The following is a 22904-nucleotide window of genomic DNA, read 5'->3' as shown; positions in this document are numbered from 1 at the left end:
ATGGCCGCGGAAATGGTCGCCACCCTGCCCGGCGTAGCACTGACCTGCGTGTCGGCGGGCTATGCGCTGGCCGCGGCCTGGCTGTCGCGCCGCGCGCCCGCGGCAAGCGGCGGCATGGCCACCGCGCCGGTCAGCGTGCTCAAGCCGCTGTGCGGCGCCGAACCCCGGCTTTACGCCAACCTGAGCACGTTCTGCCGGCAGCGGCACCCATCATTCCAGCTGGTGTTTGGCGTGCGCGCCGCGGACGATCCCGCCATCGCCGTTGTCGAGCGGCTGCGCCGCGACTTCCCGGCCTGCGACATGGCGCTGGTGATCGATCCGCAGGTGCATGGCAGCAACCCGAAGGTCAGCAACCTGATCAACCTGTCGGGCGCGGCCAGGCACGATGCGCTGGTCCTCGCCGACAGCGACGTCGCGGTGGCGCCGGACTACCTGGCGCGCGTAACCGCGCCGCTGGCCGAAGCCGGCGTCGGCGTGGTCACCTGCCTGTACCGCGGCCACGCCATCGGCGGGTTCTGGTCACGCCTCGGCGCGCAGTTCATCGACGACTGGTTCGCGCCCGCGGTGCGCATCGCGCATGCGGGCGGCTCGCGGCGCTTTGCCTTTGGCGCGACCATCGCGCTGCGCCGCGATGCGCTGGCGGCCATCGGCGGATTCGAAACCTTGCGCGACCGGCTGGCGGACGACTTCTGGCTGGGCGAACTGACGCGGCGGCAGGGATTGCGAACGGTGTTGTCCGATGTGGTGGTGACGACCGATATCGCCGAAAACCGCTTCACCGACCTGTGGCGGCATGAATTGCGCTGGCTGCGCACGGTGCGCTCGCTGAATCCGGCTGGCTTTGCCTTTACCTTCATCACGTTCACCTGGCCGATGCTGGCGCTGGGGGCGTGGCTGGCGCCGCTGCCGCTGGTGTTCGCCGTGGCGGCCTTCGGCGTGGTGGCGCGCAGCCTGCTGGCCGGCAGCATCGCCGCGGCACTGCGAGCGCCGCTGCGCGATGGGTTGTTGCTGGCGGGGTGGGTGTTTGCGCTGGTTGGCAGGCGCGTGCAGTGGCGGGAGCAAACGCTTACGGTATGTGATGCCCTGCACTCCGGCCAAGCACCCGCCCTCTCCCCCGCCCCTCTCCCGCAAGCGGGAGAGGGGAGAAAACAAGCGGGCTCGGAATCCGCGATGGTTCGCTCCCCTCTCCCGCGCGCGGGAGAGGGGTTGGGGGAGAGGGCCAGCGCCGCCACGAAGTCCTCCCCCGACACCCCACCCTTCACCGGCATCCATACCCAGAGGCCGCTATGAAAAAAACCCTGTTCCTGCAGGCCCCGTCCTTCGACGGCTTCGACGGCGGCGCCGGCTCGCGCTACCAGGCCAAGCGCGAGATCAAGTCGTTCTGGTATCCCACCTGGCTGGCACAGCCGGCCGCGCTGGTGCCCGGCAGCCGCGTGCTCGATGCGCCGGCCGACGGCCTGAGCGTGGCGCAGACGCTGGAGATTGCCGCGGACTATGAACTGGTGATCATCCACACCAGCACGCCATCCTTCCCCACCGATGCCAAGTTCGCCGAGGCACTGAAGCAGCGCCACCCCGGCGTGATGATCGGCATGGTCGGCGCCAAGCCCGCGGTCGATCCGGGCGGCACGCTGGGCGCGAGTGACGCCATCGATTTCGTGTGCCGCGAGGAATTCGACTACACCTGCCAGGACGTGGCCGCCGGCAAGCCGCTCAAGGACATCCTGGGGCTGTCGTGGCGGCTGCCGGACGGATCGCTCGAACACAACGGCCAGCGCCCGATGATCGAGAACATGGACGAGCTGCCGTTCGTGGCGCCGGTCTACCAGCGCGACCTCAAGATCGAGAACTACTTCATCGGCTACCTGAAGCACCCCTACGTATCGATCTACACCGGCCGCGGCTGCCGTTCGCGCTGCACCTTCTGCCTGTGGCCGCAGACCGTGGGCGGGCACCGCTACCGCACGCGCTCGGCCGAGAGCGTGATCGCCGAGGTGAAATGGATCAAGGAGAACATGCCCGAGGTCAAGGAGATCATGTTCGACGACGACACCTTCACCGACTTCAAGCCGCGCGTGGAAGAGATCGCGCGCGGGCTGGGCCAGCTGGGCGTGACGTGGTCGTGCAATGCCAAGGCCAACGTGCCTTACAGCACGCTCAAGATCATGAAGGAAAACGGCCTGCGCCTGCTGCTGGTGGGCTATGAATCCGGCGACGACCAGATCCTGCTGAACATCAAGAAGGGCCTGCGCACCGACATCGCGCGCCGCTTCACCGAAGACTGCCGCAAGCTGGGCATCCAGATCCACGGCACCTTCATCCTCGGACTGCCGGGCGAGACGCGCGAGACCATCGAGAAGACCATCGAGTACGCCAAGGAAATCAACCCGCATACCATCCAGGTTTCGCTGGCGGCGCCCTACCCCGGCACCACGCTGTACCGCCAGGCGGTGGAGAACGGCTGGCTCGAGGAAAACAAGGTCATCAACCTGGTCAACGACCAGGGCGTGCAGCTGGCGGCAATCAGCTACCCACACTTGTCGAAGGAAGACATCTACCACGGCGTCGAGACCTTCTATAAGCGCTTCTACTTCCGCCCCGGCAAGATCTGGGAAATCGTGCGCGAGATGCTCGGCAGCTGGGACATGATGAAGCGGCGCCTGCGCGAAGGGGTGGAATTCTTCCGCTTCCTGCGCTCGCACGAGGCCTGATCCTGGCCCGGGCGCTTCCCCTTGCGGCGCAACGCGCGCTGATCGTCACCGCCGACGACTTCGGGCTGCACCCGGCCGTCAACGAGGCGGTGGAACTGGCCCACCGCGACGGCGTACTCAACGCCGCCAGCCTGATGGTGGGCGCACCCGCGGCGGCGGATGCGGTCGCCCGCGCGCGCCGGCTGCCAGCGTTGCGCGTGGGGCTGCACGTGGTGCTGGCCGATGGCCCGGCCACGCTGCCGCGCGCGCGCATCCCCGACCTGGTCGATGCGCACGGCCGCTTTGGCTCGGCCATGGCGCTGGACGGCTGCCGCTTCTTCTTCCTGCCCGCGGTGCGCCGCCAGCTCGCGGCGGAAATCCGCGCGCAGTTCGAGGCCTTCGCCGCCACCGGCCTGCCGCTGGACCACGTCAATACCCACAAGCATTTCCACCTGCATCCGACGGTGCTGTCGCTGATCCTGTCGATCGGGCGCGACTACGGCCTGCGCGCGATCCGGTTGCCGCGCGAGGCGGGCGCGCCATGGCTGCTGCGCCCGTGGCTGGTGCTGCTGCGCCGCCGGCTGGAGCGTGCCGGCATCGCGCACAATGACTACGTGGTCGGCATCGCGCGCAGCGGCCAGATGGATGAGGCGGCGCTGCTGCAGGCGCTGGCGCAACTGCCAGCGGGGGTCGGCGAGATCTACCTGCACCCGGCGGTGGTCTCCGGCGCGGCCATCGCCCCGTCGATGCGCGGCTACCGCCATGCCGACGAGCTGGCCGCGCTGCTGTCGCCGCGCGTGCGCGCGGCACTGGAGCGCGCGGCCGGGCGGCGCGGCGGCTTTGCCGATGTGCTCGGCGGCAGCGCGCTTTCCTGACGCCTTGCCGATGAAACGCCTGGCTTACCTGACCGGACTGCTGGGGCTGCTCGCGCTGACCGCGCTGGTGGTCCACCAGGGTGCCGGCGATATCGCCGCGGTCATGGCCCGGGGCGGCTGGCCGCTGTTGCTGCTGGTGCCGCTGCACGCGCTGCCGCTGCTGCTCGACGCGCAGGGCTGGCGCGTGCTGCTGACTTCCGCCGATCCCGATGAACGCGCCGGACTCGACTTCCTGTGGTGGGTCGCCGCCGTGCGCGAGGCGGTGGGCCGCCTGCTGCCCACCGCGGGCGTGGGTGGCGAACTGGTCGGCATCCGCCTGACGCGGCTGCGCATCCACGACACCACCGCGGTCACCGCCAGCGTGGTGGTCGAAGTCATGGTGACGATGTTCTCGCAGTACCTGTTCGCGGCCACCGGCGTGCTGATGCTGGTGGCCGCGCTGCAGCAACGCGCCGGCGCGTGGATCATCCTGGCCGGCCTGCTGCTGTCGCTGCCGGTGCCGGTGCTGTTCGCGCTGTCGCTGCGCCACGCTGCGTTGTTCGAGAAACTGGAAGGCGCGGCGCGCCGGCTGTTCGGCGCCGACCACCGCATCGTCGCGATCATCGACGGCGCGCGCCTGGACGCGCAGATCCGCGCCCTCAACCGGCGCCACCGCGAACTGGCCAAGGCCTTGGGCTGGCAACTCGCCGGACTGCTCAGCGGCACGCTCGAGATCTGGCTGGCGCTGTGGCTGCTGGGCCATCCGGTGCCGTTCTGGCAGGCGCTGGCAATCGAGTCGCTGACGCAGGCCGCGCGCAACGTGGCGTTTTTCGTGCCGGCCGGGCTGGGCGTGCAGGAAGCCGTGGTGATGCTGCTGGGCCAGGTGCTGGGGATGGACGCGCAGGTCGCGCTGGCGCTGGCCCTGGTCAAGCGCGCGCGCGAGGTCCTGTTCGGGGTGCCGGCGCTGCTGTCATGGCAGTGGGTCGAGCTGCGCCGCTGGCGGCGCGGCGGCAATCGCGGCGCTGACGGCAACCGTGACGATAGCGGGCACGCCGCGCACTAGCGCGCGCCCTCCACCGCACAGGCGCGCTCAGATGTCCGAGGCCTGGCGCGCGTTGTGCGTGGTCAGGTACTTCACCAGGCCGTCGACGCCACTGCGCGCGATGATGTCGGCAAACTGCTTGCGGTACACCTCGATCAGCCACGCGCCCATCATGTTGATGTCATAGATCTTCCAGCCCGCGGCGGTGCGCTGCAGCCGGTAGTCGATCTGCATCTCGTCGGCATTGTTGATCACGCGCGTCTGCACCACCACGTCGGTGGCGCCGCTGGCGGCGCTGGCCGGCTGGTAGCGGAACCTGACGTTCTGCTCGCGCAGTTGCGCCAGCGATACCGCATAGCTGCGCACCAGCAGGGTCTGGAACTGCTCGTACAGCTGTTGCTGCTGCTCCGCCGTGGCCGTGCGCCAGGCGCTGCCCAGCGCCAGCCGCGTGGTGCGCCGGAAATCGGTGTAGGGGAGAAACTGCTTCTGTACCACAGCGGTGATCTTGCCGAGGTCGCCGGCGCGGGTCTCGGGCTGGGACTGGATGGTGCCGATCACGCCCTCCACCGCGGCCTGCACCAGCCGCTCGGGGCTGGCGCGCAGGTCGCCGGGCTGCACGGCCTGGGCGTGTACGACAGATGCCATGGCCATCGCTGCAAGCGGCGCCACGGAAAGCAAACGGTGAATCGTCATGGATGCAAGAGTGGGGGAAAAACAGACGAGGCTAAGGCGGCGGCGCCGCGCCAACGGCCGGCACCTGGCTGACAGTGTATAGCGGAACCGCAAGCATCACGGCCGCCCCCAGCGCGGCATGGCGCATGCGGCACGGCGCCAGCCGATATACTCGCGGTTCGTGCTCCTTCCGGATCCGTCCATGCTGACCTCGCTGCTGACACGCATCGTCCGGCTTGCCACCGCCTGGCCGTGGCGCGTCATCGTGCTGGCGGCATTGCTGACGGCCGCCAGCGGCATCCACGTGGCCCGCAACTTTGCCATCAACACCGACATCGGCCGCCTGCTGGACTCCGACGCCCCGTGGGCGGTGCGCGACGAGGCCATCGGCAAGGCCTTCCCCCAGCGCGGCCAGTTGATCCTGGCCGTGGTGCAGGCGCCGGCGGCGGAACTGGCCGATGCCGCCGCCGATGCGCTGGCCGGCGCCTTGCGCCAGCAGCCGGCGCGCTTCACGGCGGTCAGCCAGCCCGGGGGCGGCGCTTTTTTCGCGCGCAACGGCCTGCTTTTTGCCGGCACCGATGAAGTCCGCCAGCTGACGCAGCAGCTGACGCAGGCGCGCCCGCTGCTCAATGCCCTCGCGCACGACCCGACGCTGCGCGGCCTGTCCGATGTGCTCGCCACCACGCTGGCGCTGCCGCTGCAGATGGGGCAGGTCAAGCTGGGCGACATGGCCGGGCTGCTGGACCGCAGCGCCCGCACGCTGGACCAGGTGCTGGCCGGCAAACCCGCCGCGCTGTCGTGGGCGGGGCTGCTCGACGACAGCCTCAGGCCCGGCCCGGACGGCCTGGTCTACCGCTATGTCGCGCTCAGCCCCGTGCTCGACTACAGCGACCTGAAAGCCGGCGCCGCGGCTTCGCACGCGATCCGCCAGGCCGCGGCCGAACTGCGGCTGGCGCAGCGCTACCAGGCCACGGTGCGCCTGACCGGCCCGCAGGCGCTGGCCGACGATGAATTCGCCTCGGTCAGCGAAGGCGCGGTGCTCAACGGCGTGCTGACCGTGCTGGCGGTGGTGCTGATCCTGTGGCTGGCGCTGCGTTCGGCACGGCTGATCGTGGCGGTGCTGGCGAGCCTGTTCGCCGGGCTGCTGATGACCGCCGCGCTGGGCCTGGCCATGGTTGGCGCGCTGAACATGATCTCGGTGGCATTTGCGGTGCTGTTCGTCGGGCTGGGCGTGGACTTCGGCATCCAGTTCGGCGTGCGCTACCGCGCCGAGCGCCATGACCGCGACCATATCGTCGATGCGCTGGGGCTGGCCGCCCGCGCTGTCGGCGCGCCGCTGGCGCTGGCCGCCGCGGCCACCGCGGCGGCGTTCTTCTGCTTCCTGCCCACCGACTACCGCGGCGTGGCCGAACTGGGCCTAATCGCCGGCGTCGGCATGATGGTGGCGTTCGCCACCACCTTTACGCTGCTGCCGGCGCTGATTGCCGTGCTCAAGCCCGGTGGCGAATCCGCGTCACCCGGCTTTGCCTGGCTGGCGCCCGCGGACCGCTTTTTCGACCGCTACCGCAAGCCGGTGCTGCTGGTCGCAGTGCTCGCGATCCTGGCCGGCGCGCCGCTGCTGCCGCACCTGCGCTTCGACTTCGACCCGCTGCACCTGAAGGATCCGCGGTCCGAATCGATGGCCACGCTGGTGGCGCTCAAGGATGCCCCCCAGGCCGGCACCGACGATGTCACCGTGCTGGCCCCGTCGCTGCCGGCCGCGCACGCGCTTGCCGGCCAGCTTGCGGCACTGCCTGAGGTCGCGCGCGCGGTCACGCTGCAAAGCTTTATTCCCGACGACCAGCCGCCCAAGCTGCAGGCCATCGGCCAGGCCTCGGCCGCGCTGATGCCGGCGCTGGCGCAGCCCACCGCGACGCCCGCCACCGACAGCGCGCGCGTCAATGCGCTGCGCAACGCCGCGCGGCAACTGGCCATCGCCGCCGACGAACACCCCGGGCCGGGCGCCGCCGAAGCCGCGCACCTGTCCGCCACGCTGAAACAGCTGGCCAGCGCGGATGCGCCCATGCGCGACCGCGCCGAGCGCGCCCTCGCCGTGCCGCTGCAATTGGCCCTGGCCAGGCTGAAGCTGGCGCTGAGCCCGCAAGCGGTCAGCCCGCAGACGCTGCCGCCCGAGCTGGTGCGCGACTGGGTGGCGCCCGACGGGCGCGCCCTGGTCAATGTCAGCCCCAGGCTGCCGCCGGCCGCCAGCGCAGAGCGCGAAGCCGCGCTGGCGCGCTTCATCGCCGCGGTGCAGCGCGTGGCGCCTGACGCCACCGGCGGACCGATCGCCATCCGCGGCTCGGCCGACACCATCATGACCGCGTTTGCGCAGGCGGGCGCCTGGGCGGTGCTGTCGATCACCATCCTGCTGTGGATTACGCTGCGCCGCTTCGGCGACGTGCTGCGCACGCTGATCCCGCTGCTGGTGTCGGCCATTGTCACGCTGGAATTGTGCGTGGTGTCCGGCATTGCGCTGAACTTTGCCAACGTGATCGCGCTGCCGCTGCTGCTCGGCGTCGGCGTCGCCTTCAAGATCTACTACGTGATCGCGTGGCGGCACGGCAAGACCCAGTTGCTGCAATCCAGCCTGACGCACGCCGTGCTGTACAGCGCGGCGACCACCGCGGTCGCCTTCGGCAGCCTGTGGCTGTCGCACCATCCCGGCACCGCCAGCATGGGCAAGCTGCTGGCGCTAGCGCTGGCCTGCACGCTGGTGGGGGCCGTGTTCTTCCAGCCGATCCTGATGGGCCGCCCGCGCGAAGGCGGCCATCACGGCCCGGACCGGCCGGCCCGGCCCTGAACCGTTCTTCACGCGCGACCGATCCTGCCTGATTTGATGCCTGTTCCGCTTCGCTTTACGACGCTCGCCACGATTACCCTCGCCACCGCCATGCTCTCCGGGTGCGCCACCGGCCCGCAAGCCAGTCCGGACGATCCGCTGGAACCGATGAACCGCGCCATCTTCACCGTCAACGACAAGCTGGACCAGTATGTCGCCGTGCCGGTGGCCAAGGGCTACCAGGCGGTAACGCCGGCGCCGGTGCGCACGGCGGTCAGCAACTTCTATTCGAACCTTGCGGACATCGGCAACTTTGCCAACAACCTGCTGCAGGGCAAGGGCGTGGCGGCCGCCGAGAGCTTCATGCGGGTGGCGATGAATTCCGTGCTGGGACTGGGCGGACTGATCGACCTTGCCACGCCCGCCGGCCTGCCCAAGCACTCGCAGGACTTTGGGCTGACGCTGGGCACGTGGGGCGTGCCGTCAGGGCCCTACCTGGTGCTGCCGCTGTTCGGCCCCAGCTCGTTTCGCGACGGCGCTGGCCTGTATGTGAATTTCTGGTTCGATCCCACCACCTATGCCGAGCCGGCGGTGCGCAACTCGCTGTACGGCATGAACGTGGTCGACGTGCGCACCAACCTGCTGGGCGCGACCGACCTGCTCAAGCTGGCGGCGCTGGACCGGTACGCGTTCGTGCGCGACGCGTACCTGCAGCGGCGGCGCTACCTGCTCGGCCAGAACGCCGCGTTGCCGGACTATGGCGATGACGAGGACGCCGGCGCGCCGCCGGCACCTACCTCACCCGCCACACCCGCCGGCACGCCGGCGCCCGCGCAGCCGCAGGCGCCGCGCTGAGGCACTCAGCCGCCAATGCCCAGCAGCACCACCTCGAAGGTCAGCGTGGCATTCGGCGGGATCGTGCCCGGCACGCCGCGCGCGCCGTAGGCGGTGCCGGGCGGGCAGGTCAGGCGCGCCTTGCCTCCCACCTGCATGGCCTGCACGCCCTCGGTCCAGCACGGGATCACACGATTGAGCGGAAACGAGATCGGCTGGCCGCGCTTGTACGAGCTGTCGAATTCCGTGCCGTCCGCCAGTGTGCCGCGATAGTGCACCTGTACCGTGTCGGTGGCCTTGGGCGAGGCGCCGTTGCCCTTCACCAGGTGCTGGATGGTCATGCCCGATGCCAGCGTCTGCGGCGCCGCCGCAGCGGCGGCAGAGGCGGCAGGGGCCGAGGCGGCCGGCCCGGCAGCGCAGGCTGCACCGGCAAGGGTCAGGGTGCCAAGGAAAAGCGCGAGTGTTTTCATGGAAGGCCTGGTCTCGAGGTCTGATTGGGGATGCGGCAGTTTAACCGACGCACGGCACCGGTATGGCGGCGGCGGCATATCGCGCACCCGGCAGCGCCGCGCGGCAACGGCGGACGCGCCACGGGCATGGTGCGCCGCACCGCGCCGCGCCCGTTACACCGGGCGTTTTGCCGTCTACGATGGTTCGTGACAGCCCGCTGCCGTGCGGGCGCATGGAGACGGCCATGGCACTGACGGATTCCCGGGACCTCGCGGTCTCGACCCAGAACGCGCGCTCGGTGGCGCAGTACGAGACGGCCTTGCGCCTGCTGAACGGCTACTACGGCGACCCGCTCGCGGTGATCGACGCCGCGCTGGCCGATGACCCCGGCTTCGCCATGGGCCACGCCCTGCGCGCCGCGCTGGCGCTGACCGCGGGCGATGGCACCGCCGAGCCCATGCTGCGGCAGAGCGTTGAAGCGGGCGAAGCCCTGCACGCCCGCGCCAACGAGCGCGAGCGCCGCCACATCGCCGCGGCGCGCGCCTGGCTCGACGGGGATTTCGAGCGTGCCGTGCGGTGCTATGGCGACATCGTGATCGATTATCCACGCGACCTGCTGGCGCTCCAGACCGCGCACCTGGGCGACTTCCTGCTCGGCCAGTCGACCATGCTGCGCGACCGCGTGGCGCAGGCGCTGCCGCACTGGGATGCCGGCATGCCCGGCTACGGCTACCTGCTTGGCATGCATGCCTTCGGCCTGGAAGAGACCCAGCTTTACGAGCGCGCCGAGGCAGCCGGACGGCGCGCGCTGGAATGCGAGCCGCGCGACCCCTGGGCGGTACACGCGGTGGCGCATGTGATGGAGATGCAGGGCCGGCTGGCCGACGGCATTGCCTGGCTGGAAGGCCGGCGCCGGGACTGGGCCGAAGACAACATGCTGGCCGTGCACAACTGGTGGCACCTGGCGCTGTTCCTGCTGGAAGACGGCAGGACCGACGAGGTGCTGGCGCTGTATGACAACGCCATCAGCCGGCCCGCGCCCGCCATCGCGCTCGACCTGGTCGACGCTTCCGCGCTGCTGTGGCGGCTGCACCTGCGCGGCGTCGACGTGGGCCGGCGCTGGCAGGCGGTGGCCGACGACTGGCTCGGCCGCGGCGCGGCGGGCTATTACGCCTTCAACGACGTGCACGCAGTCATGGCCAGCCTGGGCGCGCAGCGCCCCGCGGCGGCCGACCAGGTGCGCGCCGCGCTGGAGCGTGCCGCGCTGGGCAACGGCACCAACGCGATGATGTCGCGCGAGGTGGGGTTGCCGGTGGCCGATGCGCTGGTCGCCTTCGCGCAGGGCGATTACGCCACGGCCATCGAACTGCTGATGCCGGTGCGCCTGCTTGCCCACCGCTTCGGCGGCAGCCACGCCCAGCGCGACGTGATCGGCCTGACCCTGATTGAAGCGGCGCTGCGCAAGGGCAGCGGCAACCTGGCGCTCGCGCTCACGGCCGAGCGCGCCGCGCTCAAGCCCATGAGCCCCAGCCTGCGCCGGCTGGTGCAGCGCGCCGATACTTGTCGCGCGCAGCGCTGAGGCAGCGGCCGGCGCTGCGGCACGGTCGCATGCGCTTGCTGCGGATCGAGGCGCGGCTGCGCCCCGCGTGACATCGCCTTCATTCACCTGGCGCAGCGGCCGAGGCCCCGCGCGAGCGTCGGCGCCCCCACCGCCCCGCTGTCACGCCGGCGACAGCATGCCCAGCACCGCCACCAGTGCCAGCACCAGCACGGCAGCGCCGGCCTCCAGCAGCAGGCTGCGCCGCAGCGCCAGTATCGCCTGCCGCGCGGGACCCGGGTCGCCCGCGCGCTCGGCGGCGGCCAGGCGCGGGGCCAGCGCAAACCGGTTCGCCGCCGCCAGCCCGAGCATGGCGGCAAACAGCGCGAGCTTGGCGGCCAGCAGCCCGCCATAGGACATCGGCGCCAATGCCGGCATGACCGGCCCGACGATGAGCCAGTAGTTGAGCGCGCCGGTAAGCACCAGCAAGGCAACGATGCGGGTGCCGATGCGCGCGAAGCCATCGACCGCGCGGCTCAGCAGCGCGAGCGCCGCGCCGGGCGCCACCGGGCCGGACCCCGCCAGCAGCAGGAACCCCGCCAGCGCCGCGACCCATGCGCCTGCGGCCAGCAGGTGCGTCACGTCTGAGGCCAGGTGCAGGTAGCGCACCGGCCCGTCGTGCATCGCGCCATGCCCGCTCCAGGCCAGCGTGGCCAGTGCCGCGCCGCCGTACGTGGCCAGCACGGCAAAAGGTGCACCGAGGCGGCGCTTGTTGATGCCGGCCAGCAGGAACAACAGCAGGGCCGCCACGCGCACAGTCCAGGCCACGCCGAAGTCCGTCCCGGTCACGATCATCGCGAAGACATGGCTCTGCAACGCCGCATAGTCGGTCGCGCCGGTCATGGTGCGCGCCATCTCGGCCAGGGCACCCAGCGACAGCACGATGCCAGCGCCGGCACAAGCCAGCGCCAGAGCCCGGCAACGCCGCGCGAAGCGGCCGGCGCGCTCGTCCCGGTGCAGTGCATAGAGGCAGAACAACGGCAGCCCAAACACCAGGGCCAGGTCGAGATAAAGCGCCAGGCGCAAGCCGGCGGCCAGCCACTCCGGCTGCGCCAATTACTTCACCGTGAAAGCGAGGTTGCCATTGACGGGATGGGTGTCGGACGAGACCGCGCGCCAGTCCACCCGGTAGCTGCCGGGCGGCAGCGGTTGCGTGGGCGTGATCACCATGGTCTTGGGGTCGTCGCTGCCTGACACCTTGACGGCCATCTTCATCGGCGCATGGTCGGCCATGCCCGGCATGCCGGTCATCACCAGGTTGGCGCCGGAAAACTGGGTGACCAGAGTCTCGGAGAAGCGCAGTTCGATCTTCTGCGGCGCCGGCACCTCGGCCTTGTCGGCGGGCGCCGACGACACCAGTTTCGGGTGCGCGAAGGCAAGGCTGCTGGCCAGCGCGGCCGTGGCCGCAAGCAGAGCGTGGATCAGGGGGCGATGGGCATGCATGGTGGTCTCCGCTCGGGAATGTGAAAGGGGTCGTGGTGTTGGCGATTGCGTCAGAACCAGACGCGGACGCCGGCGACGAAGCGGGTTTCTCCGGCCTTGCCGCCCGCGGTGCGGACCATGTCCGCGGTATTGCCGAAGGTCTGGTAGCGCTCCACGCCGATATACGGCGCGAACTGCCGGCTGAATTCATAGCGCAGCCGCAGCCCGACGGTGCCGTTGGACAAGCCGCTGCCGATGCCCACTTCCGGATCGTTCTTGCCATAGAGGTTGGCTTCGATGCGCGGCTGCAGGATCAGGCGCTGCGTCAGCAGCAGTTCATATTCCGCCGACAGCCGCAGCGCGGTGCGGCCGCTGGTGCCGACATAGGCGGTGGCATCGACCTCGAACCAGTACGGTGCCAGCCCCTGCACGCCGAATGCCAGCCAGTTGCGCCCCGGACGCCCGCTGCCGGTGTCGTTGCGCAGGCCCAGCTGGGTGTCCCAGTAGCTGGCCACCGCGTGGCCCCACAGCAGTTCGGTGCGGGCTTCGTGCAGCTTGCCGCCGGCGGCCTCGCCCTCGGCCTTGATCACCAGCTTGTCGAAGCTGTTGCCGAACCACGCCTGCGCCTCGTAGGCGGCGGCATTGTTGCCGTTGGCATGGGCCCATTCGAGGCGGTCGACCAGCACCGAGGCGAACAGGTGTTCGTCGGCCATCACCAGCTGGCGCTTGTCGCCCAGCGCGTACTGGCCGACGCCCAGCTGGTAGCCGCCGGAATACGCATGCGGATCGCGCGCGTCGGGCGGCGCGCTGCCGCCCTGCATCTTCATGTCGCCATGGTCCATGGGTGGGGCCGCATCCTGCGGCGGCGCATTGGCGCCATCCATGGTCTGGATCTCCTGCTGGTCCATGCCTTGCATCTGGCTGTGGTCCATGCCCTGCATCTGGCTGTGGTCCATGCCCTGCATCTGGCCGTGGTCCATGCCTTGCATCGTGGCGGGCGCCGCCGGCGCAGCCTGTGGGGCCTGGCCGTGCGCGTGGCCGGCATGCGGGTCTTGCGCAAAGGCGGCGCCCATGGCGCCCAGCGCCAGTGCCGCCGCCAGCAGGGTCTGCCTGGGTCCGTGCATCAGGATCGAATATTTACGTTGCATCATCACGCCACCACCACTTCGCGAAACATGCCCGCATCCATATGCAGCATCAGGTGGCAATGCCAGGCCCAGCGTCCCAGGGCGTCCGCGGTGACCAGGAAGCTGATGCGTTGCGCCGGCTGCACCGGGATGGTGTGGCGCCGCGCCTGGAAGCTGCCGTCGGGCGCCTCCAGTTCGCTCCACATGCCGTGCAGGTGCATCGGGTGGGTCATCATGGTGTCGTTGTGCAGGATCACGCGCAGCCGTTCGCCGTGCTTGAAGTAGATCGGCGTCGACTTGCCGAACTCGACGCCGTCGAACGACCAGGTATAGCGCTCCATATTGCCGGTCAGGTGCAGTTCGACCTCGCGCCCCGGCCCGCGCGCATCCATGGCCCCGCCGATGGTGTGCTGGTCGTCCAGCGTCAGCACGCGCCTGCCGTTGTTGCGCAGGCCGATGCCGGGGTCATCCAGGTTGGTGCGGGCCATGTCGACGCGCATGTCGGTGCTGGCGCCGTACTCGGTGCGCGCATGCCGTGCGGTCTTGCTGGGCACCCGCAGCGGATCGGCGGGCGCCATCGCGTGCTGGCTGTGGTCCATGCCGGCGTGGTCCATGCCTGCCATCGGCATGGCACCATGTCCGGCATCGCCGCCATGGCCCCCATGTCCTCCCTGCCCGCCGTGGCCCGTCATCGCGCCCATCATGTCGGTCATGGTCAGCCATTCGGCCCGGTCCAGCGCGGGTACCGGCGCCGACAGGCCTTCGCGCACCGCCAGCGTGCCGCGCGCATAGCCGGTGCGGTCCATCGACTGCGCGAACAGCGTGTAGGCATCGTCGCGCGGCGTCACGATGGCGTCGCAGGTCTCGCCCGGACCGAAGCGGAATTCGTCGACGGTGACGGGCTCGATGTCCTGGCCGTCGACCTGCACCACGCGCAGCTTGAGCCCGGGAATGCGCACGTCGTAGAAGGTATTGCCCGAGCCGTTGATAAAGCGCAGGCGCACGGTCTCGCCGCGTCGGAACAGTGCGGTCCAGTTGCCCGCCGGCGTGACGCCGTTGGCGAGGTGGGTCAGCGTGGCGCTGGACAGGTCCGCCAGGTCGGTCGGGCTCATCCGCATCTGGTTCCACATGCGGCGCTTGTCCAGCGCCTGCTTCAGCCCGTCGCGCGACACGTCGCGGAAGAAGTCGACCACCGTGGGTTGGTTGTAGTTGTAGTAGTCGCCCTGGATCTTGAGCTTGTTCAGCACCCGCATCGGGTCTTCGTCGGTCCAGTCCGACAGCAGCACGGTATGGTCGCGGTCGGCATGCGCACGCTCGTGCCCCGACGCCGGATCGATGACGATGCCGCCGTACACGCCGGTCATCTCCTGGAAGCCGGAGTGCGAGTGATACCAGTAGCTGCCGGTCTGCGCCACCTTGAAGCGGTAGGTGAAGGTCTCGCCGGGGGCAATGCCGGGAAAGCTGATACCGGGCACGCCGTCCATCTGGAACGGCAGGATGATGCCGTGCCAGTGGATCGAGGTGGCCTCGCGCAGGCGGTTGGTCACGCGGATGGTGACGGTGTCGCCCTCGCGCCAGCGCAGCGTGGGGCCGGGCAGCATGCCGTTGATGGTGGTGGCGACGGTGGGCGTGCCGGTGTAGTTGACCAGCGCTTCGCCGATCTCCAGGTCGAACTCGGTGCCGCGCAGCACCGGCGCCGAACCGCCCCCCGCCGGTGCAGGCTGGCCGGCGCGCGCGCCGCCGTGCCCCGCATGCTGCGCCCAGGCGCTGCCGCTGAAGCCAAGGCCCCCGGCAAGGCCGGCCACCACGCCGCCGGCGGCCAGTCCCTGCACGAAGCGGCGGCGGCGCAAGTCGGGCGCTTCAGGTAACGAATGAGGCAGCAGCAGGCTGCCGGAGCTTGGATGGCGTCGCATGTCACATCAGTCCGTGTAGATTGCCTGCCAAGCGTAGCCAGGGCCACCCTACCGCGGTCTGACCGGAACATGACAATCCGGTAATCTTGCGGTCATGTTGGCGGCGGCGCCGCCGGCGTAGAGTTGCCAGGCTCTGAGCAAGGGCCAATCGAGTAAGGAAAGCGCGGATGAAACTGCTTGTGGTGGAGGACGAGTCCAAGACCGGCGAATACCTGCGCCAGGGGCTGACCGAGGCGGGCTTCGTCGTCGACCTGGTGCGCAACGGGCTGGACGGCCAGCATATGGCCATGACCGAGCCGTACGACCTGGTCATCCTGGACGTGATGCTGCCGGACGTGGACGGCTGGCGCATCGTGCAGGCGCTGCGCGGGGCGCAGAACACCGTGCCGGTGCTGTTCCTGACCGCGCGCGACAGCGTGTCCGACCGTGTCAAGGGACTCGAGCTGGGTGCGGATGATTACCTGGTGAAGCCCTTTGCCTTCTCCGAGCTGCTTGCGCGCGTGCGCACGCTGCTGCGCCGCGGCAACGCGCAGATGGCGCTGGACCGCATCCAGGTGGCCGACCTGGTGCTCGACCTGACCCGCCGCCGCGCCACGCGCGCCGGGCGCCGCATCACGCTGACCAGCAAGGAGTTCGCGCTGCTGGAACTGCTGGCGCGCCGCCGCGGCGAGGTGCTGCCGCGCTCGCTGATCGCCTCGCAGGTGTGGGACATGAACTTCGACAGCGACAGCAATGTCATCGACGTCGCCATCCGGCGCTTGCGCGCCAAGATCGACGACGGCTTCGAGGCCAGGCTGATCCAGACCGTGCGCGGCATGGGCTATGTGCTGGAAGCGCCCGAAGCGGCCGACGAAGCCGACGGGCAGCCCACATGAAGCCCCGCCTGTCGCTGACGGCGCGGCTCACCATCCTGTTCTCGCTGTCGTCGGCGGCGGTGCTGCTGGGCCTGGGCGTGCTGATCTGGCTGGCGATCGACCATCATTTCGCCGACGAGGACTACGCCGTGCTGGGCGACAACGTGCGGCTGATCGGGACGATCGCGGCCGACGGCCCGGCGGGGTCGCTGCCGCAACGGCTGGGGCCGGCGCTGGAACACCACGCCGGCTTCGTCGCCGAAGTGCGCGGCGCCGATGGCCAGCGCCTGTACGCCACCGAGGACTTCGACTTCAGCCTGGCGCTGGCCGCCGCGACGCAGCTGCCGGCACGGCGTGACGCCTTTACCTGGCAGCAGGAGGGCCAGACCTACCGCGGCCTGCGCGTGCAGGTGCCGGTCGCGCCCGCCGGCGGACCGCCGGGCGCGCTGCAGGTGCTGGTCGGCATGGACACGGCGCTGCATGACCACTTCCTGCACGCGTTCCGGAGCTCGCTGGCGTTCTACGGCACGCTGGCGGCGCTGGCGAGCGGGCTGCTGGGCTGGTGGGCTGCGCGCCGCGGCCTGGCGCCGCTGCGCACCATGGCCTCGCGCGCCCGCACCGTCACCGCGCACAAGCTGGACGAGCGCATGCCGGTCGAGGCCGTGCCGGTGGAAATGGCAGACCTGGCCGCCACCCTCAACGCCATGCTGGAGCGCCTGCAGCGCGACTTCGCCCGCTTGTCGGAATTCTCGTCGGACCTGGCGCACGAACTGCGCACGCCGATCACCAACCTGATGACGCAGACCCAGGTGGTGCTGTCGCAGCCGCGCGACGCGGCGCGCTACCGCGACGTGCTGGCCTCCAATGTGGAAGAGCTGCAGCGGCTGTCGCGCATGGTGTCGGACATGCTGTACCTGGCCAAGACCGAGCATGGCATCACGCTGCCCAATGCGGAACCGATCGAGGTGGCGGATGAAGTCGAGGCGCTGTTCGATTTCTACGATGCACTCGCCGAGGACAAGGGCGTGCGGCTCGGCCTGCGCGGGCGCGGCCGCATCACCGGCGACCGGCTGATGCTGCGGCGGGCGCTGAGCAACCTGTTGTCGAACGCGCTGCGGCATACGCCCGCGGGCAAGGGCATCGTGGTCGAAATCACGCCTGCGGCCGACGCGGTGCAGGTAGTGGTGGAAAACGAAGGCGAGACCATCCGGCCCGAGTTGCTGCCGGTGCTGTTCGACCGCTTCTTCCGCGCCGACAAGTCGCGTGCGCGGCCCGAGTCCGAGGGCGCGGGACTGGGGTTGGGGCTGGCGATCACACAGGCCATCGTCGCCGCGCACGGTGGTGCCATCGCGGTGGCGTCGGAAGCAGGCAAGACGCGCTTTACCCTGACGTTTCGCGCTTAGTATCGGGCTTAGCATCGCGCTTAGTTTCGCGCCCTGCGCAAAAAAGCCGCCCACGCCAGTTACGGCTCTGGGGGAGCTGGCGTGGGCGCGAAGACCGCCGGATGCGGCTCCAGCGGTGCTCCGATGCTACGCAAATCCCCCCTTTGCGACTGCCAACAATTGTGTCGGCGGCCGTAACAAGCAGTGCCCCTGAACGTGTGCCGGTCTGCGCCTGCGCCACGCCTCAGGACGCGGGCGGCGCCGCAGGCAGCTCGATGCGGAACACCGCACCCATGCCGGCCTGGCTGCGCACGCTGGCCTTGCCGCCATGCCGCTCGGCCACGGCGCGCACCAGCACCAGGCCCAGGCCGGTGCCAGCCGGGGCGCCCTGCTGGCCTTCATGCAGCCGCGCAAACGGCTCGAACAGCCGGGCCTGGTCGGCCTCGGCAATGCCCGGCCCATGGTCCTGCACGGCCACCACCCAGCGCTCCGGCTCGCGCGTCAGCGCGACCGTCACGGTCCCGCCCGGCGGGCTGAACTTGATCGCGTTGCTGACCAGGTTGGCGATGGCGCGCGCCAGCAAGGTCGGGTCGCCCTGCAGCACCGCGGGATCGTCGGGCAGGTCGATCTGCAGCGTGACCTCGCGTGCCCTGGCCAGCGCCCACAACTGGTCGGTGGCGTCGAGCACCAGTCCGCCCAGTTCCACCTCCATGAACGCGAGCGCCTTCGACTCCGCGCGCGCGACGCTGATGAAATCGTCGGCCAGCGTCAGGGTTCGGCGCGCATGGGCCGCGATGCGGGCCAGCACGGCGCTGTCCGGGGCGGCATCGCCGCTGGCCGTGGCCGCATGGCCCGCGCGGCGCTCCTGCAGTTCGATCAGCGCCAGGATCGAGGCCTGCGGCGAGCGCATGTCATGCGACAGGAAGCGCAGCATCTGCTCGCGCTGGCGCTCCGCCAGGCGGATCGCGGTGATGTCGATCACGCTGACAATCAGCCCGGCCACGGCCCCAGTTTCGCCATGCAGCGGCGCGCCATGCAGCAGATAGCGGCGATCACCGCGCCCGGCCACTTCGATGCCGCCCTCGGGCACCGTTGCCGGGGCGGTGGACGCGCCGGCGTAACGCTCGTGCAGCGCCTGCCAGTAGGCCAGGGCCGGTGCCGGCGCCGGGCACAGCGCCTCGATCAGCGCGCGGATGCCGGCGCGCGGGGGACCCGGCTCTCCCGGCGCGCGCGGCGACTCGCGCTCCAGCACGCCCGGGGCCAGCGCCACGCAGCGCCGGTTGGCGAGCAGCACGCCGCCGTCCAGGCCGCAGATGGCGGTGGCGTCGGGCAGGCTTTCCAGCCCGTCGGAGAGAAAGCGCCGCAGGCCGCGCAACTGCGCGCTCACGCCATAGACTGCGCGCATGCGACTGTCGAGCGTGGCGCCGGTGTGGCGCGGCGCGGGCATCACGCCGGGCTCGCGCTCGAGCCGCGCCAGTTCATCGCTGAGGAAGCGCAGTGCCGCCTCCTGGCGCAGCCAGCTCCACAACGGATAGAACAGCACGCAGCCCAGCACCGCCGCGGCCGGGGCAAACCATAGCCGCGCCAGCGCCAGCAGCGCGAGGGATCCCAGCAGCAGGCCCGCCAGCAGCAACCCGGTAGCCACCAGCGCGCCGCGCGGCGGCAGCCGCAGCGCGGCCAGCGCCGCCAGCAGCACCGCCAGCAGCGTGCCGCCGGCCTGCCACGCCGGGGATACCGCGACGATGGCATCGCCGTCGGTCACCGCCTGCACGGTGTTGGCCAGGATCTCGACCCCGCTCATGCCGCGGCCATCGCGCGAGACCGGCGTCGGCAGCACGTCGCCCATGCCGGTGGCGAGCGCGCCGACCAGCACCGCCTTGCCGGCAAAGATGGCCGGATCGATGCGGCCTTCCAGCACGTCGCGCACCGACACGCGGGCAAAGGTGCCGGGCGGGCCGGCGTACGGAATGCGCAGGCGGCCGCTGCGTTCCCAGCCATTGACGTCGGTGACCACGGCCGGCTCATGGCGCACGCCGGCGGGCGGCCCGCCGGCGCGCCCGAAGCCGGCCATCACCGCGGCCAGATGCGGCACGCCGGCGGCGGCCACCGGGTGCGGGCCCTCGCGCAGGTAGACCTGCCGCGCCACCCCGTCGGTATCGACCACCATGTTGATATGGCCGACGGCGGCGCCCAGCCCTGCCAGCGGGTAGCGCACCAGCATGCCGTCGGGGCCGGGCTCGGCCACCACCGGCAGCACCACGTTGCCGGCCAGCGCCATGCTGCGCGCCAGCACGGCATCATCGTGCGGATAGCGGGTATCGCGCTCGGACAGGATCACGTCGACGCCGATCACGCGCGGGCGGCCGGCGGCAATGCGTTCGAGCAGTTGCGCCAGCACCGCGCGCCGCCACGGCCAGCGGCCGATGGCGGTAAGGCTGGCGTCGTCGATGCCGACGATGACGATGTCGTTGCGGGCGGGATGATGCTGGGCCGCGATGGCGATGTCGTAGGCTGCCAGGTCGGCGCGTTCGGTCCAGCCCTGGCGCGCCGCCAGCATCACCAGCGCCAGCACCGCGGCGGCCAGCAGGCACCATTCGACCAGCGTGCGCTGGCCGAACGCGCGCCCCGCCGCACGCCGCTCTGCGTGCGCGCCCGGCGGGCCGGGTGGGTCAGTGGAGCCGGATGCGGCCACCGCCGTCCGGCCGGTCGCCCGAGCCGATTGCGCCGCCCTGCCCATCGCGCAGCATGGCGATGACTTCGATGCGCTGCGGGGCCGAGAACGCGGCCGGGTCTGGCGCCACGCCCGGCTCGGCGCGCGCCACCCGGATGAAATAGACGCCCGGCGCCGGGCGCGGCAGGTCGATCGCGTTGGTGGCGGTGTGCTGGTCCGCCAGCAGCGTGGCAAAGCCCGCATCGGCCGCCAGCTGCACCCGGTAGCCAGGGCCGGGACCGCCCTCCGGCCAGCCGATGTGCAGCGCGCCGCCATCGTCCTGCAGGGTCGGCACCGGCGGCTTGGGCTCGATGCGGAACGGCACCGCGTCCGACCACGGGCCCGGCAGGCTGGCGGCATCGACGCTGCGCACGCGCCACCACCAGCGCCCCGGCGCCAGCGCCTGCGTGGCGGGCGACGCGGCGGCCGCGTGCACGGCGGCGTCGCGGGTAAAGGCGGCATCGCTGGCCAGCGCCAGCTCATAGCTGGCCGCGCCCGGCACCGTGGCCCATGCGAAGGTCACGGCATCGGCATAGCGCACCGCATCCACGGCGGGCTGCTGCGTGAACGGTGCCGGCGGGTTCAGCCGCACCGATACCGGTGCCTGGGCGTCATGGCCGGTCAGCTGGTGCGAGTCGATGGCGCTGACGCTCAGATACAGCGTGCCTTCCGGCAGGCCATCGACGCGCGCCCGGGCGGCATCGGCACCGCTGGCGGTGCCGCTCCAGACCAGTTCGCTCAGCGCGGCATCGCGCGCCACCCGCACGCGGTAGCCGATCGCGCCCGGCACCGGTTGCCAGGCCGCCTCGAAAGATGGCCCCAGCACGGTTTCATTGGGCGGCAGCAAGGCCGGCGCCGGCAGCAGCGCGACCGGCTGCGACAGCTTGCCGCCGCCCGATATGCCGATGCCATAGCCGGCATCGATGGACGCCGCCGCGGTCATGGCGCGGTCCGGTGCCGATACCGGCCTCGCGCGCGCGGCGCTGACGCCGACACGGCCTTGCAGCACCTCGCTGCGGCTGCCGCCGGCGTCGGCGGAAACCCGGAAGCGGGTGCCGCGCACGCCGGTCACCATCATCGGCGTATGCAACTCGAAACGGCCCACACCGCCGCCCGCGGGCGCCACGCGGGTCTCCGCCGCGCCCTGGTCGATGCGGATCACGGTGTCGACCAGGCCGCTGCGCGCAAACGTGCGCAGCCGCTTCACCGCCACCGTGGTCGCGGACGGCAAGGTCACGCGGGTGCGGTCCGGCAGCTCGAGCGTGGCCGATCCGCCCGCCGGGGTCTCGATGCGCGCCGCCTCGTCCAGGGTCATGCCGACCTGCACCGGCCGGCCGTTGGCGCGGACCTCGCCGCGCACGTAGACCACGCGCGCGGATGCCGCCTGTTCCGGAATCTGGCTGAGCGGAATGCGCACGCGCGACCCAGGCACCAGCCGGTATGGATCGGCCACGCCGTTCAGGCGCTGCAGCGTGCGCCACCCCTGCTCCGATGCCATGTAGCGCGAGGCCAGCCCGATCAGCGTATCGCCCGGCTCCACCACGTAGATAAAGTCCGCGCCCTCCGCGCCCGCGGGCCCGGCATGCACCGGCGCCGCCATGGCACCGGCCAGCGCCAGCAGGGCCAGCGCGGCACCACGCACAGCCCTACGCATCGCTGGCATCGTCCGCTTGCGCTTCGGCCGCGGATACCTCTTCGAAACGATAGCCGTGCGAATACACCGAAGTCAGACGCACGCCGTTTTCGGGGCGCAGCGCCAGCTTCAGGCGCAGCCGGGAGATATGCGTGTCCAGCGTGCGTGAGCCCGCGCCCATGGCGCGACCCCACACCGCCTGTTCCATCACTTCGCGCGCCAGCAGGCGCCCGGTATTGCGGAACAGGAACAGGGCCAGCTCATATTCGCGCGGCGACAATAGCGCCGCTTCGCCGCTGACGGTAACGGTGCGCGCATGGGTATCGACGGTGTAGTTGCCGCGCCGGATCAGCTCGACCTCCTGCGCGGCCTCGGGGTAGGCGCGCCGTAGCAGCGAGCGCACGCGCGCGACCAGCTCGCCGGCGCGGATGGGCTTGAGCATGTAGTCGTCGGCGCCTACCGTCAGGCCGTCGACGATATCGGATTCAGCGGTGCGGCTGGTGACGAACAGGATCGGCGGCATGTTGCCGGACTTCTGCCGCACCCAGCTGACCAGTTCATAGCCGCTGGTGCCTGGCAGCTGCCAGTCGACCAGCAGCAGCTCATAGGCGCGCTCGCGCAGTGCGCGCAGCAAATCGGCGCCGTTGGCGAAGGATTCGCATTCGAAACCGGCTTCGCTCAAAATCTGCCGGATCAGCTCGGCCTGATCCGGATCATCCTCCACGGATGCAATTCGCATACCTCTACACCCTTCTGCCAGCTTCCGACTGCAACTGCGGTCTCTGCCACGGCGTGTCGACGGCCCGGCCGGCAAGTCATTCTTTGTATTCACCCTGGCAAGGGGGCGCGGCCGTCGATCTGAACCGGCGGGCCAGGCCGAAGCCCGCCGGCTGCCGCCATGTTACC

The 22904-nt window shown here is 70.7% G+C and carries 18 protein-coding genes; 9 read left to right on the top strand and 9 right to left on the bottom strand.

Translation table 11 applies throughout. The features are described from left to right. Genes hpnI through ACOCMH_RS05165 form a run of 4 tightly spaced genes read left to right on the top strand, consistent with a single transcriptional unit; the run spans position 1 to position 4607 of the window. Positions 1-1290 carry a bacteriohopanetetrol glucosamine biosynthesis glycosyltransferase HpnI gene (gene hpnI, locus ACOCMH_RS05180; RefSeq protein WP_427308093.1) on the top strand — a complete coding sequence of 430 codons (1290 nt, stop codon included), beginning with the start codon at positions 1-3 and terminating at the stop codon, positions 1288-1290. Continuing rightward, on the top strand, positions 1287-2711 hold the full coding sequence (gene hpnJ, locus ACOCMH_RS05175) for a hopanoid biosynthesis associated radical SAM protein HpnJ (RefSeq protein WP_427308092.1): 1425 nt from the start codon (positions 1287-1289) through the stop codon (positions 2709-2711). The genes hpnI and hpnJ overlap by 4 nt, the downstream gene beginning before the upstream one ends. A gap of 38 nt (positions 2712-2749) precedes the next feature. After that, the gene (gene hpnK, locus ACOCMH_RS05170) at positions 2750-3565 is read left to right on the top strand and encodes a hopanoid biosynthesis-associated protein HpnK (protein ID WP_427308366.1); all 816 of its coding nucleotides are present in this window, start codon (positions 2750-2752) and stop codon (positions 3563-3565) included. Positions 3566-3575: 10 nt separating this feature from the next. Continuing rightward, a complete protein-coding gene (locus ACOCMH_RS05165) occupies positions 3576-4607 on the top strand; it encodes a lysylphosphatidylglycerol synthase domain-containing protein (protein ID WP_427308091.1) in 1032 nt (343 codons plus the stop codon). A gap of 27 nt (positions 4608-4634) precedes the next feature. Here ACOCMH_RS05165 and ACOCMH_RS05160 read toward each other — a convergent pair whose 3' ends face one another. Continuing rightward, entirely contained in the window at positions 4635-5279 is a 645-nt protein-coding gene (locus ACOCMH_RS05160; protein ID WP_427308090.1) for an MlaC/ttg2D family ABC transporter substrate-binding protein, read from the bottom strand. Between the two features lie 181 nt (positions 5280-5460). Here ACOCMH_RS05160 and ACOCMH_RS05155 point away from each other — a divergent pair, with 181 nt between their 5' ends. Together ACOCMH_RS05155 and ACOCMH_RS05150 are read left to right on the top strand one after the other, a co-directional pair. Further along, the gene (locus tag ACOCMH_RS05155; protein WP_427308089.1) at positions 5461-8097 is read left to right on the top strand and encodes an MMPL family transporter; all 2637 of its coding nucleotides are present in this window, start codon (positions 5461-5463) and stop codon (positions 8095-8097) included. Between the two features lie 36 nt (positions 8098-8133). Beyond that, a complete protein-coding gene (locus tag ACOCMH_RS05150) occupies positions 8134-8931 on the top strand; it encodes an MlaA family lipoprotein (RefSeq protein WP_427308088.1) in 798 nt (265 codons plus the stop codon). Positions 8932-8936: 5 nt separating this feature from the next. Here ACOCMH_RS05150 and ACOCMH_RS05145 read toward each other — a convergent pair whose 3' ends face one another. Further along, complete coding sequence (locus ACOCMH_RS05145; RefSeq protein ID WP_427308087.1) at positions 8937-9380, bottom strand: FKBP-type peptidyl-prolyl cis-trans isomerase; 444 nt, start codon at positions 9378-9380, stop codon at positions 8937-8939. Positions 9381-9604: 224 nt separating this feature from the next. Between ACOCMH_RS05145 and ACOCMH_RS05140 the strand changes: the two genes are divergently transcribed. After that, positions 9605-10939: a tetratricopeptide repeat protein gene (locus tag ACOCMH_RS05140; RefSeq protein WP_427308086.1), complete on the top strand. Its 1335-nt coding sequence runs from the start codon at positions 9605-9607 to the stop codon at positions 10937-10939. Positions 10940-11080: 141 nt separating this feature from the next. Here the strand turns inward: ACOCMH_RS05140 and copD are convergent, their stop codons facing one another. From copD to ACOCMH_RS05120, 4 genes are read right to left on the bottom strand one after another with little or no spacing between them, the layout of a single operon-like run. Next, positions 11081-12013, bottom strand: a complete 933-nt coding sequence (gene copD / locus ACOCMH_RS05135) for a copper homeostasis membrane protein CopD (RefSeq protein WP_427308085.1) — start codon at positions 12011-12013, stop codon at positions 11081-11083. Next, positions 12014-12400, bottom strand: a complete 387-nt coding sequence (gene copC / locus ACOCMH_RS05130) for a copper homeostasis periplasmic binding protein CopC (RefSeq protein ID WP_427308084.1) — start codon at positions 12398-12400, stop codon at positions 12014-12016. A gap of 50 nt (positions 12401-12450) precedes the next feature. After that, positions 12451-13530, bottom strand: a complete 1080-nt coding sequence (locus ACOCMH_RS05125) for a copper resistance protein B (protein ID WP_427308083.1) — start codon at positions 13528-13530, stop codon at positions 12451-12453. Continuing rightward, the gene (locus tag ACOCMH_RS05120; protein ID WP_427308082.1) at positions 13530-15419 is read right to left on the bottom strand and encodes a copper resistance system multicopper oxidase; all 1890 of its coding nucleotides are present in this window, start codon (positions 15417-15419) and stop codon (positions 13530-13532) included. The genes ACOCMH_RS05125 and ACOCMH_RS05120 overlap by 1 nt, the downstream gene beginning before the upstream one ends. 167 nt (positions 15420-15586) lie before the next feature. Here ACOCMH_RS05120 and ACOCMH_RS05115 point away from each other — a divergent pair, with 167 nt between their 5' ends. Together ACOCMH_RS05115 and ACOCMH_RS05110 are read left to right on the top strand one after the other, a co-directional pair. Continuing rightward, the gene (locus ACOCMH_RS05115; RefSeq protein ID WP_427308081.1) at positions 15587-16294 is read left to right on the top strand and encodes a heavy metal response regulator transcription factor; all 708 of its coding nucleotides are present in this window, start codon (positions 15587-15589) and stop codon (positions 16292-16294) included. Then, positions 16291-17676 carry a heavy metal sensor histidine kinase gene (locus ACOCMH_RS05110; RefSeq protein ID WP_427308080.1) on the top strand — a complete coding sequence of 462 codons (1386 nt, stop codon included), beginning with the start codon at positions 16291-16293 and terminating at the stop codon, positions 17674-17676. Before ACOCMH_RS05115 ends, ACOCMH_RS05110 begins: the two co-directional genes overlap by 4 nt. A gap of 223 nt (positions 17677-17899) precedes the next feature. Here the strand turns inward: ACOCMH_RS05110 and ACOCMH_RS05105 are convergent, their stop codons facing one another. Genes ACOCMH_RS05105 through ACOCMH_RS05095 form a run of 3 tightly spaced genes read right to left on the bottom strand, consistent with a single transcriptional unit; the run spans position 17900 to position 22737 of the window. Beyond that, positions 17900-20392 carry a CHASE2 domain-containing protein gene (locus ACOCMH_RS05105; RefSeq protein ID WP_427308079.1) on the bottom strand — a complete coding sequence of 831 codons (2493 nt, stop codon included), beginning with the start codon at positions 20390-20392 and terminating at the stop codon, positions 17900-17902. Continuing rightward, positions 20325-22019, bottom strand: coding sequence for a FecR family protein (locus tag ACOCMH_RS05100; RefSeq protein WP_427308078.1), 1695 nt, complete (start codon positions 22017-22019; stop codon positions 20325-20327). Before ACOCMH_RS05100 ends, ACOCMH_RS05105 begins: the two co-directional genes overlap by 68 nt. After that, positions 22012-22737: a response regulator transcription factor gene (locus tag ACOCMH_RS05095; protein WP_427308077.1), complete on the bottom strand. Its 726-nt coding sequence runs from the start codon at positions 22735-22737 to the stop codon at positions 22012-22014. The genes ACOCMH_RS05100 and ACOCMH_RS05095 overlap by 8 nt, the downstream gene beginning before the upstream one ends. Positions 22738-22904: the final 167 nt, after the last annotated feature.

The organism is Cupriavidus sp. H39, assembly GCF_050271075.1.
Taxonomy (GTDB): domain Bacteria; phylum Pseudomonadota; class Gammaproteobacteria; order Burkholderiales; family Burkholderiaceae; genus Cupriavidus; species Cupriavidus necator_B.
This window is presented reverse-complemented; position numbering and strand designations above follow the sequence as displayed.

Excerpts from the sequence above, each read along its gene's own strand:
- hpnI (WP_427308093.1), top strand. The coding sequence starts at position 1 with ATGGCCGCGGAAATGGTCGCCACCCTGCCCGGCGTAGCACTGACCTGC.
- hpnJ (WP_427308092.1), top strand. The coding sequence starts at position 1,287 with ATGAAAAAAACCCTGTTCCTGCAGGCCCCGTCCTTCGACGGCTTCGAC.
- ACOCMH_RS05165 (WP_427308091.1), top strand. The coding sequence starts at position 3,576 with ATGAAACGCCTGGCTTACCTGACCGGACTGCTGGGGCTGCTCGCGCTG.
- ACOCMH_RS05160 (WP_427308090.1), bottom strand. The coding sequence starts at position 5,279 with ATGACGATTCACCGTTTGCTTTCCGTGGCGCCGCTTGCAGCGATGGCC.
- ACOCMH_RS05155 (WP_427308089.1), top strand. The coding sequence starts at position 5,461 with ATGCTGACCTCGCTGCTGACACGCATCGTCCGGCTTGCCACCGCCTGG.
- ACOCMH_RS05150 (WP_427308088.1), top strand. The coding sequence starts at position 8,134 with ATGCCTGTTCCGCTTCGCTTTACGACGCTCGCCACGATTACCCTCGCC.
- ACOCMH_RS05145 (WP_427308087.1), bottom strand. The coding sequence starts at position 9,380 with ATGAAAACACTCGCGCTTTTCCTTGGCACCCTGACCCTTGCCGGTGCA.
- ACOCMH_RS05140 (WP_427308086.1), top strand. The coding sequence starts at position 9,605 with ATGGCACTGACGGATTCCCGGGACCTCGCGGTCTCGACCCAGAACGCG.
- copC (WP_427308084.1), bottom strand. The coding sequence starts at position 12,400 with ATGCATGCCCATCGCCCCCTGATCCACGCTCTGCTTGCGGCCACGGCC.
- ACOCMH_RS05125 (WP_427308083.1), bottom strand. The coding sequence starts at position 13,530 with ATGATGCAACGTAAATATTCGATCCTGATGCACGGACCCAGGCAGACC.
- ACOCMH_RS05120 (WP_427308082.1), bottom strand. The coding sequence starts at position 15,419 with ATGCGACGCCATCCAAGCTCCGGCAGCCTGCTGCTGCCTCATTCGTTA.
- ACOCMH_RS05115 (WP_427308081.1), top strand. The coding sequence starts at position 15,587 with ATGAAACTGCTTGTGGTGGAGGACGAGTCCAAGACCGGCGAATACCTG.
- ACOCMH_RS05110 (WP_427308080.1), top strand. The coding sequence starts at position 16,291 with ATGAAGCCCCGCCTGTCGCTGACGGCGCGGCTCACCATCCTGTTCTCG.
- ACOCMH_RS05105 (WP_427308079.1), bottom strand. The coding sequence starts at position 20,392 with ATGGGCAGGGCGGCGCAATCGGCTCGGGCGACCGGCCGGACGGCGGTG.
- ACOCMH_RS05100 (WP_427308078.1), bottom strand. The coding sequence starts at position 22,019 with ATGCGTAGGGCTGTGCGTGGTGCCGCGCTGGCCCTGCTGGCGCTGGCC.
- ACOCMH_RS05095 (WP_427308077.1), bottom strand. The coding sequence starts at position 22,737 with ATGCGAATTGCATCCGTGGAGGATGATCCGGATCAGGCCGAGCTGATC.